The organism is Paenimyroides ceti (assembly GCF_030409925.1).
This window is the reverse complement of the sequence record NZ_JAUFQU010000077.1, coordinates 1-8,730: the sequence shown is the minus strand read 5'-3', so window position 1 is coordinate 8,730 and position 8,730 is coordinate 1. Positions and strand designations below refer to the sequence as shown.

Here is an 8,730-nt window from a genome sequence, read left to right as displayed (position 1 = left end):
CGATCAGATATTTGTTAGTTGTTGTACAATCTTGTTGAGGTTATGTTTGTTTATTGTTTTGAGATGCGGAATCTGTAGAATTTTTGTTGATGCTTCCAGATTTTTAGCAATGATGCGGTAGGTATCAGGATCAAAAGTGCCATTGAACATAAAGTAGGCCAACGGAATTTTATTTTTTCGCAGCATGTCCAAGGATAATAAAGTATGATTGATACACCCCAGATAGTCCTTTGCGACCAGTACTGCCGGGAGGCCTAATTTTTTTATGAGGTCAATGATATAGACATCGTCAGAAAGGGGAACACAAAGCCCGCCGGCACCTTCTACAATCAAAGAATTATTCGTTTCAGGTAATTGGAAATCTTCAAGATGTATGGTAAGGTTTTCCTTAGCTGCTGATTTATGAGGAGAGGCAGCCAGTTCTAAAGAATATCTTTCGGGATGTATAACCACAGGAGCTTCTACGAGATGTTTTATCATCATACTGTCTGTCTGTTTCAAGTCTCCTGATTGTATAGGTTTCCAGTAATCAGCCTTAAAATAAGCGGTCAGTACAGCGGAACAAATTGTTTTGCCAATACCGGTTCCGATACCGGTTACAAATAATTTTTCGGGTGTTATAGTCATTATAAATGTTTTTTTATGAGATCACTCAACTGGTTAATTTCATCCGATGAATTATAGCTGTGCAAACAGATTCGAAGTCTTTCTTCACCTTTCTTTACAGTAGGAGCAAGAGCTGCAAAAGTCAAAAATCCTTCTTTTTCCAGCTGTTGTTGTAGGTTCTTTACACAAGAAATTGTTGTCCCACGCAAAATCTGTATCGGACTTTCTGAAGCAGACGAAAAGGGTAGTCCGCTGTTTCTCAACAAAAGAATATTATTTTGGAGATCCTGTATTCTTTCGGGATTTTCTTTTAGAAATTCATATCCTTTCTGAATGCTTATGGCATACAAATCACTACTTCCGGTTGTATAGATAAAAGCTGAACTGAAATTGATGAGAAAAGAAATAAGCAATTCAGTTCCTAAGATAGCTGCTCCGTGTAAGCCTAATGCTTTTCCGTATGTAATCATTGTTGCAAATACCCGATGCTGTAGTTTTTTTTGACTTACAAGTCCATATCCGAATATGCCGAATGCGTGGGCTTCATCTACAACCAAATTCGCATTATATCGTTTTGCTATTAGAGTTAAGGCATGCAACGGAGCAAAATCTCCGTCCATAGAATAAAGACTTTCAACTGCAATAAAGCAGTTACCCCGGGATCTTTTTAATAATTCCTCCAGATGCTGCATATCATTATGACGAAACTTGATTTTGTGAGCATCAGATAATCTCACCCCATCCCGTACTGATCGGTGGATACATTCATCCATTAATATTGTATCGCCACGTTGCGGTACGGACGAAAAAAAAGCCGTATTAGCTGTATAACCCGAAGGAAACAATAGCGCACTCTGAACCTGATGTTTATGTGCCAAAAAGGATTCTACCTGCATGGTGCGATCAGAATTACCGCTTATAAGTCTTGAGCCCGTAGCACCTTTCAACAAATCGGGTTGTTGTATTATTTCGTTTACTACTATTTCTGTTAATCCGGATTCTGTAGAAAACCCCAGATAATCATTAGAATAGAAATCTATTCCGTTTTTAGCAGCTGGGAGTTGTCGTAAAACTTTTTCCTGTTTTCGTTTCTCAATGGCTTGCTCCAGAAATGAGAGGGTACTAAGCATCTTTTAATTCTGTTTTTATAGCCGTAATCCATTCTGTAAACAACGACTGCTCCATAAGGAGAATAGCATGCGCATGTTGTTCCCAGTCTTTATGGAAGTTTTGGAGTTGCAGAATCATTTCTTCCAGATGTCCTTCTTCCTCTGCAATAATGGATTTCACCATCACTTTGTGTTTGTTCTGCGTAAGCACTTTCTGATATTGTGGATACAGTTCATCTGCACGTACCTCAATAGCATAGGTCACAAATAAATAGGCCGCATGTTTTAGGGCATAACCGCTCAATTCAAAATGTGTTTTCAGATAGCGACTCGTTTTTACATCCAAAATATCTAAATAATAGCGGGTAGCTTTGGCTGCCAGTAATTCATCGTTGGTATAGGTTACACAACTTTTGGGACTGATTTTACCAATCTGTTTTTTTAGATAATAAGCATGTCGGTGTTCTTCTGCTGCATGTTTGAGTTGCAGCAAATCTACTTTTGAAGGATGCTCACACAAAGAGATTTTTCGGGCTCCTGCATTTTCCATAAAAGATAAGGTATTGAGCCACTTTGAATGTAATTCATTGTCATTTACCAGATGTTGAAGTAAATTATGCATACTATTTTTAGTTTATGGCAAAAGTAGTATCTTGCCGGCTAATCAAATGGTGCCACTTTTTATATTATGAGTAGTCCGGTTATAATTCCTTATCAAAGTTTTGTACAAATTGACCGTACATCGGCTACGGCTGTTTATCTGCAGATTGCCTATCAACTGATTAATGCGATACAGAGAGGCTATCTGAATGCCGGAACGAAATTGCCGGGAACGCGTATGCTTAGTGAAATTCTGGAAGTACACCGCAAAACCATTGTGGCGGTCTATGAAGAACTCGATGCACAGGGATGGGTAGAAACACGGCCTAATAAAGGAACGTTTGTATTGCGTAAAAAAGAAGAGAGACCAGATCGTTTTCAGATTTCATTAGAACATCAGCTGGCATTATATCCTCAAAAAACAGGGTATTCATTCACAGAATCCAATCTCTTAGACAATCCTTTTGAACACTCTGCCTGTGAATATGTCTTTAATGACGGAACACCTGATATAAGACTTACACAGATAGAATATTTATCCCGTTTGTACAGTTCTAATATGAAGCGCAAAAGCAATCAGCGTAAATTCGGATATTACAATCAGGAAGGCAGCGAATATTTTAAAGAAAACCTGTCTAATTATCTCAATCTGTCCCGCGGGTTGCATATTTCTAAAAAAAATGTCCTCATTACACGCAGTATGGAGATGAGCGTTTATATTATTTCTGAAATACTATTAAACGCAGGCGATATTGTTGTGGTAGCCTCTCTGAGTTACTTTTCGGTAAACATGATCTTTCAGAAATCCGGTGCCCATATTCTTCAGGTACCTATTGATGCCGAAGGAATACAAACAGATGCTGTTCGTGATTTGTGCCGTAAGCATCGGATACGAATGCTGTATCTGACCCCTCATCATCATTATCCAACTACTGTTACACTAAGTGCCCGACGCAGAATTGAACTCCTGGATCTGGCCAATGAATACGGATTTGTCATTCTGGAAGATGACTATGATTATGATTTTCACTATGATAAAAGTGCTGTTTTGCCTTTGGCAAGTGCAGATACCAACGGAATGGTTATTTATGCAGGTTCTTTTGGTAAATCGCTGGCACCGGGTTTTAGAACCGGTTTTATTGTAGCTCCTGAAAATCTGATGAGTGAAATGCGCAAATATCTGGGAATTATAGACCGGCAGGGAGATGTACTGATGGAACAGGTTTTAGGAGAAATGATTGAAGAAGGAGAAATCCACAGACACCTTAAAAAATCTATAAAAGTATACCATCAGAGAAGAGATGTATTTACCACACTTTTAGAAAAAAAATTTGAACATATTCTTCATTTTCAAAAGCCATCAGGCGGATTGGCGGTTTGGGTAGAATGGCAGCAGCCGGTCAATCTCCTGCAGTTGAGTAATGCCTGTGCAAAAGACAATCTTTTTATTCCTAAAACTTTACTCTATCAAAACCGGAATCTTACTGCCATGAGACTTGGTTTCGGACATTTGGATGAGGCGGAGATGCAGCACAGCATCAATATTTTGGAATACCACATCAAAAAACAATCTTAAGGTTGTAAAAATATTTTGACAATGGATATTCCCTTACCTTTGTAAGGAGTCCATTTCCTAAAAAACTATTTGTATAATAGGAACTATAAATATCAGGATACTTATGGAAAATATACTATCTGAAATCAGAAACACATTGAAAGAAAATGCTGATGAGCAAACACTTCTTTCCAGTCAGCGTTTTTTTAAAGAAACTACACGTCAATATGGCGTTAAAAACCCGGAAGTGCGTAAAATAAGTAAAGTATATTTCAAAGAAATTAAAGATCTTTCCAAGGAAGAAATCTTCTCATATTGTGAGCAATTGCTACAGTCTGGATATATGGAGGAAGCTTTTATTGCCTGTCACTGGTCACAAAATCTCCATAAAAAATATGAGCCTTCAGATTTTCAGCTGTTTAAAAAATGGATTGATACATATATTGATAATTGGGCTACATGTGATACATTTTGTAATCATACAATGGGAATGTTTATTGAAAAATATCCCGAATATATGGATGCGTTAAAAGCGTTTACCCAATCTGAGAACCGCTGGATGAAAAGAGCAGCAGCGGTAAGCCTGATAGTACCGGCAAGAAAAGGCGCATTTTTGCAGGACATTTTTGAAATAGCAGATGCTCTGCTTATGGACCCTGATGATATGGTTCAAAAAGGGACAGGTTGGCTGTTAAAAACAGCAAGTGAAGCCCATCAGGATGAAGTATTTAATTACTTGATGCAACATAAAGACCGCATGCCACGAACTTCATTGCGATATGCTCTCGAAAAAATGCCGGCAGAAAAACGAGCAGCCGCAATGCAGCGAAGCTAAAGAATATTTAAAAAGATTAAAAAAGATCTTATGAAAGTAATTCCGTTGAAAGAAGGCCGTTTTGCGGTTAACAAGCAGAAAGAATTTACCCGTTTACAACAAGGAGAAAGGATAGATGACGGACGGCTTAAAATGGCCATTCAGCCTTTCCTCATACAAACAGATAATGATATTATCCTTTTTGATCTTGGTTTGGGAATTGTACAGGATGGCAAGCCGTTGATGTATGAACTTTTGGAGGATGAAGGTGTTTTTCCGCATCAGATCACCAAAATTGTACTTTCTCATCTGCATAAAGATCATTTAGATGGCATAGGGCATTTTTCCGGCAATGAATTTATTCCTCATTTTCCTGAAGCGACCCTCTATATACAAAAAAGGGAATTTGATTTTGCCTTAACTCAGAAAGAAACCTATTCGTATAATAGCAAAATATTGGAAATACTTCCTTCTTTATCTAATATAGTATGGATGGAAGAAGATAAAGGACAAATCACCGAGGAACTGTTTTTTGAAGTTACAGGCGGTCACACGCCGTTTCATCAGGTATTTTGGATGAGAGGACAGCAAACGGTTTTTTACGCAGCCGATAATCTGCCACAAAAAGGATATTTAGATTATGCTATAGCCTACAAGACGGATTATGATGGTAAACATGCAATGGAACTCCGGAAAGAATGGCAAACATTAGCTGAAAAAGAACATTGGATGGTATTACTGTATCACGATATGAAAACTCCCATACTTTATTACTAAATACTCAGTATACAAAGAAGATGCTGGTATAAAAATGGAAGTAAGATATGGTTAACACATGATTCTGCAGAAAAATCAAAGTGATATTCTTTTTAAACCCAGTGTTTTAGGGAATAGTTCAAAAAAAGGTGCAGATTTATGGTATGATAATTAAAAAAAGCAATATATTTGCACCGTTAAAATTTTAAACACAGTTCTGACATCAGAAGGTGTTAAAAAGGTAAGGTCCAATAGCTCAGCTGGATAGAGCAACTGCCTTCTAAGCAGTAGGTCTCAGGTTCGAATCCTGATTGGATCACTTCTTGGGACAAGTCTAAAAACGATAGACTTGTCCCATTTTTTTTACCCTGTAACTTACTGTTATTCTGATAAATAAGGGCAATCGCAGAATTTAATCTCGGAGTTCGATGTCTTGTTCCGTCAAATTCCAAAAATTCGGGGAACATCGAACTCACTATAAGCCTTTTTTCTTCAATATCGCCGTTTTCATAGCGTCTATCAATGTTTGCGACCTTTTTTAAGGTGGAAGCCACTAAGTCTTTAATCTCTGTTCCCACAACCGCCAAGTCGTTTAATCTTTTTTCTAAAACTTCAATCTTGCCTTTGGTCAATCTCTTTATTTCTTGGAAATCGTCATCTGCCATCTCTCCGTCCGCATTTTTTAGAAGTGAATTTTGATAGCGTTTATTCAATGTATCAATCTCACTTATGATATTTGTCCGCTCAGTGTTTTGAGCTTTGGTTTTCTTGTTAAAGTCTTTTATAAAGGCTTCGATAAAAACATCAACCATACCTTCTTTTGGAGAAAGATATTGCAGTTGTTTTAAAAAGGCATCATTAGCTAATTCTGCTTTAAACCTTGTTTTACATGGAGAACTACAATGATAATAATAGTAATAGTTTCCCATCTTGCCCCTTGATGCACTTCCTGTTAACATACGTTTACAATTAGGGCATTTTAAGAAAGCTCTAAGTGGTAGATTCTCTATTGATAGAATCTTAGGCTTAATTTCTTTTTTTCTTCCATCAAGAACATCTTGAACATCAGCAAACTGTTTTTCGCTAATTAGCGGTTGATGCTTGCCTAAAACGAAGTGTCCCTTTTCTTCTTTGTAGGGAGGAATGTAAATTTTACCACAGTATAATGGATTTCTTATCGCTATCCAGAAATTAGTTTTGCTAAATCTGCCTTTACCATTAGCTTTCTCTTTTATCATTTTCCAAATCTGTTCAGTGTTGAAATTATTTGAAATAATCTGAGAAAAAGCCCATTTTAGGATAGAAGCTTCAAATTCATGTGGTGCAATATATTTCTTTTTATCATCTGATATTTTATTCACATATCCTAATGGTGCACCTCCCATATAACGCCCCTCTTTTTTCGCCCTACGCATTCCGTGAAAGACATTTAATGCACGCCTGTCGTTCTCAACTTCCGGTGAAGCAAGATAGAACGCAAGCATGATTTTATTTTCGGGAATGGTAAGGTCTAAGGGCTGTTCTATCGCAACAGGCTCAACGCCATGTGTCCGTAACTGGTTAATCATTTGATACGCATCCCCTGCATTTCTACTGAACCTATCCCATTTGGTAAATAATATTATCGACCCCGATTTGTTGTTCTTTGTTTTGCGTAGGTTGGTTAAATATTTCTGCCACTCTGGACGTTTGAAAGATTTTGCCGAATGGTCTTCTATATAAACATCCCTTACCGGAATGCCTTTTATCTCACAATATCTTCTTAGTCTGTCTTCTTGGTCACGTTGCGAATATCCCTTGTCCGCTTGCTCGTCTGTCGATACACGTATGTATAAATCTGCCTTTCTCATCACAACAATTTTCCTTTTTCATTGGGTTAAAGTTTTCCTCTTAGATACTGGTTAACTGCAATGTGAGCTATCTTCTTGACAAACTCCAAAATAGCTTGTGCTTCCTCTAAATCGACTTCCGTTCCTTTCTTTTTCAAGATTTGCTTAACTCTTTCGGGGGTTAAATCGTTCGCTTTTTCTTTCTCCATCTTCAACTGATTTTTGCCTGTTAACCACACGGATTAATCCGCATCACAAACAAACTTATAGATATGATGGAATGGCTCTTTGAATATGTCTTTGGGTTGAATTACTTGGCATAGTCTGCCTGTTTAGAACCATTTCGGCAATGCTATCCTCATTACTTCCACGTTTGGTTATGCCTAAAAAGCGTGTATGCCTATTGTTCACGTTTCATGGAGCAAAGGTAACCCGTGTTTATGTCGCCCCAAGGTCAAGACACGTTTGGAAAAAAAATCTCCAGCCCGTTGGGTGTATTTTTTTTCCCAAAACCTTGTGTCACCCTAAACACTAACCTTGACTTGCTCCCGAAACGAAACATAGCATACTCGGCTCTTTACACGAATAAAAAAAAATGTCAGGCATGAGGAATATAAGCATTGGAAATGGTATTGAAACAAAACAACAAGCACCTCCTCTCATTGCCGAATAAATCAAAAAAATTAATTCAAAACTGTAAAGAAATGACACATCAAATAAACACATCGGAAGCAAGCGTATATGTCGGCACATACGGAAAATATAATGACGGTTCAATCTTTGGGGAGAGGCTAACGCTATCCGATTATGCGGACAAGGAAGAATTTTACACCGCTTGTAGGGAGTTGCACAATGACGAGGAAGACCCGAATTTATGTTCCAAGATTACGAGAATATCCCGAACGGCTTAATCGGCGAATGTTGGATAAGCGATAGCATATTTGAGGTTTTGGTGGCTTTGGAAGATATGGACGAAACCCGAAAAGAGGCATTTCTAATATGGTGTGACAATGGACACCGTAAGCTGACGAACTCATTCCTGAATATTTTTTTTTCCAGGAGTAAAAAGTAGGTGCAGCGATTCCATATTCACGACAAAATAATCTGAGTAGATTTACTAAATCATACTCTTGTAAAATCTTTACGATCTGAGCTACATTTAAATTTCGATTTTTCATGACAGAACATTTTTTAAAGTTAATACTTTTAAGCTGTCTAAAAAACGGGAAAGTTTTACCGTCAAGAAGTTTCAATTCGAATAGTTCAGGATCAAAATATCCTACTTAATGAAATTACAAAAATTTAACAAATCTTGTTTTTTGTGATAATTATAAGGTATAAGGGCTAATTTTTTCTAATGTTTTGTTTCTTAAATATTTGAACATATTTTTTATTATTTAAAATTAAGTTATATTAGCATAAATTAACATAACCAAACATTTATTTATGAAAAAACTTTCT

The 8,730-nt window shown here is 37.2% G+C and carries 11 protein-coding genes, 1 tRNA gene and 1 pseudogene; 6 read left to right on the top strand and 7 right to left on the bottom strand.

The genetic code is table 11. The features are described 5' to 3' along the window. Nucleotides 1-3: 3 nt before the first annotated feature. Genes bioD through QW060_RS25090 form a run of 3 tightly spaced genes read right to left on the bottom strand, consistent with a single transcriptional unit; the run spans nt 4 to nt 2,337 of the window. Nucleotides 4-627, bottom strand: coding sequence for a dethiobiotin synthase (gene bioD / locus QW060_RS25100; RefSeq protein WP_290363204.1), 624 nt, complete (start codon nt 625-627; stop codon nt 4-6). Then, nucleotides 627-1,736, bottom strand: coding sequence for an aminotransferase class I/II-fold pyridoxal phosphate-dependent enzyme (locus QW060_RS25095; protein ID WP_290363203.1), 1,110 nt, complete (start codon nt 1,734-1,736; stop codon nt 627-629). The genes bioD and QW060_RS25095 overlap by 1 nt, the downstream gene beginning before the upstream one ends. Then, the gene (locus tag QW060_RS25090; protein ID WP_290363202.1) at nt 1,729-2,337 is read right to left on the bottom strand and encodes a hypothetical protein; all 609 of its coding nucleotides are present in this window, start codon (nt 2,335-2,337) and stop codon (nt 1,729-1,731) included. The genes QW060_RS25095 and QW060_RS25090 overlap by 8 nt, the downstream gene beginning before the upstream one ends. 66 nt (nt 2,338-2,403) lie before the next feature. On the opposite strand from QW060_RS25090, the gene QW060_RS25085 reads away from it, so the two are divergent. The 5 genes from QW060_RS25085 to QW060_RS25065 all read left to right on the top strand — a co-directional run bounded on the left by QW060_RS25085 (nt 2,404) and on the right by QW060_RS25065 (nt 6,346). After that, nucleotides 2,404-3,891 (top strand): aminotransferase-like domain-containing protein, encoded by a 1,488-nt coding sequence (locus tag QW060_RS25085; RefSeq protein ID WP_290363201.1) that lies wholly within the window; start codon nt 2,404-2,406, stop codon nt 3,889-3,891. A gap of 103 nt (nt 3,892-3,994) precedes the next feature. Beyond that, nucleotides 3,995-4,705 carry a DNA alkylation repair protein gene (locus QW060_RS25080; RefSeq protein WP_290363200.1) on the top strand — a complete coding sequence of 237 codons (711 nt, stop codon included), beginning with the start codon at nt 3,995-3,997 and terminating at the stop codon, nt 4,703-4,705. 30 nt (nt 4,706-4,735) lie between these two features. Beyond that, a complete protein-coding gene (locus QW060_RS25075; protein WP_290363199.1) occupies nt 4,736-5,461 on the top strand; it encodes an MBL fold metallo-hydrolase in 726 nt (241 codons plus the stop codon). 224 nt (nt 5,462-5,685) lie between these two features. Next, nucleotides 5,686-5,759 (top strand) — tRNA-Arg (locus tag QW060_RS25070). A 440-nt stretch (nt 5,760-6,199) separates the two neighbouring features. Continuing rightward, nucleotides 6,200-6,346 carry a hypothetical protein gene (locus tag QW060_RS25065; RefSeq protein WP_290363198.1) on the top strand — a complete coding sequence of 49 codons (147 nt, stop codon included), beginning with the start codon at nt 6,200-6,202 and terminating at the stop codon, nt 6,344-6,346. A gap of 146 nt (nt 6,347-6,492) precedes the next feature. Here the strand turns inward: QW060_RS25065 and QW060_RS25060 are convergent. The 3 genes and pseudogenes from QW060_RS25060 to QW060_RS25050 all read right to left on the bottom strand — a co-directional run. Then, nucleotides 6,493-7,215 (bottom strand): annotated as a pseudogene (locus QW060_RS25060) (recombinase family protein); the annotation flags it as partial. A 101-nt stretch (nt 7,216-7,316) separates the two neighbouring features. Continuing rightward, entirely contained in the window at nt 7,317-7,478 is a 162-nt protein-coding gene (locus tag QW060_RS25055) for a hypothetical protein (RefSeq protein WP_199740917.1), read from the bottom strand. Nucleotides 7,479-7,533: 55 nt separating this feature from the next. Further along, the gene (locus tag QW060_RS25050; RefSeq protein WP_290363197.1) at nt 7,534-7,680 is read right to left on the bottom strand and encodes a hypothetical protein; all 147 of its coding nucleotides are present in this window, start codon (nt 7,678-7,680) and stop codon (nt 7,534-7,536) included. 215 nt (nt 7,681-7,895) lie between these two features. Here QW060_RS25050 and QW060_RS25045 point away from each other — a divergent pair, with 215 nt between their 5' ends. Then, nucleotides 7,896-8,180 (top strand): antirestriction protein ArdA, encoded by a 285-nt coding sequence (locus QW060_RS25045; RefSeq protein ID WP_290365415.1) that lies wholly within the window; start codon nt 7,896-7,898, stop codon nt 8,178-8,180. Here QW060_RS25045 and QW060_RS25040 read toward each other — a convergent pair. Next, a complete protein-coding gene (locus tag QW060_RS25040) occupies nt 8,142-8,447 on the bottom strand; it encodes a hypothetical protein (RefSeq protein ID WP_290365402.1) in 306 nt (101 codons plus the stop codon). The two genes, QW060_RS25045 and QW060_RS25040, sit on opposite strands and share 39 nt — an antisense overlap. Between the last annotated feature and the right edge of the window lie 283 nt (nt 8,448-8,730).

Excerpts from the sequence above, each read along its gene's own strand:
- bioD (WP_290363204.1), bottom strand. The coding sequence starts at position 627 with ATGACTATAACACCCGAAAAATTATTTGTAACCGGTATCGGAACCGGT.
- QW060_RS25095 (WP_290363203.1), bottom strand. The coding sequence starts at position 1,736 with ATGCTTAGTACCCTCTCATTTCTGGAGCAAGCCATTGAGAAACGAAAA.
- QW060_RS25090 (WP_290363202.1), bottom strand. The coding sequence starts at position 2,337 with ATGCATAATTTACTTCAACATCTGGTAAATGACAATGAATTACATTCA.
- QW060_RS25085 (WP_290363201.1), top strand. The coding sequence starts at position 2,404 with ATGAGTAGTCCGGTTATAATTCCTTATCAAAGTTTTGTACAAATTGAC.
- QW060_RS25080 (WP_290363200.1), top strand. The coding sequence starts at position 3,995 with ATGGAAAATATACTATCTGAAATCAGAAACACATTGAAAGAAAATGCT.
- QW060_RS25075 (WP_290363199.1), top strand. The coding sequence starts at position 4,736 with ATGAAAGTAATTCCGTTGAAAGAAGGCCGTTTTGCGGTTAACAAGCAG.
- QW060_RS25055 (WP_199740917.1), bottom strand. The coding sequence starts at position 7,478 with ATGGAGAAAGAAAAAGCGAACGATTTAACCCCCGAAAGAGTTAAGCAA.
- QW060_RS25045 (WP_290365415.1), top strand. The coding sequence starts at position 7,896 with ATGGTATTGAAACAAAACAACAAGCACCTCCTCTCATTGCCGAATAAA.
- QW060_RS25040 (WP_290365402.1), bottom strand. The coding sequence starts at position 8,447 with ATGAAAAATCGAAATTTAAATGTAGCTCAGATCGTAAAGATTTTACAA.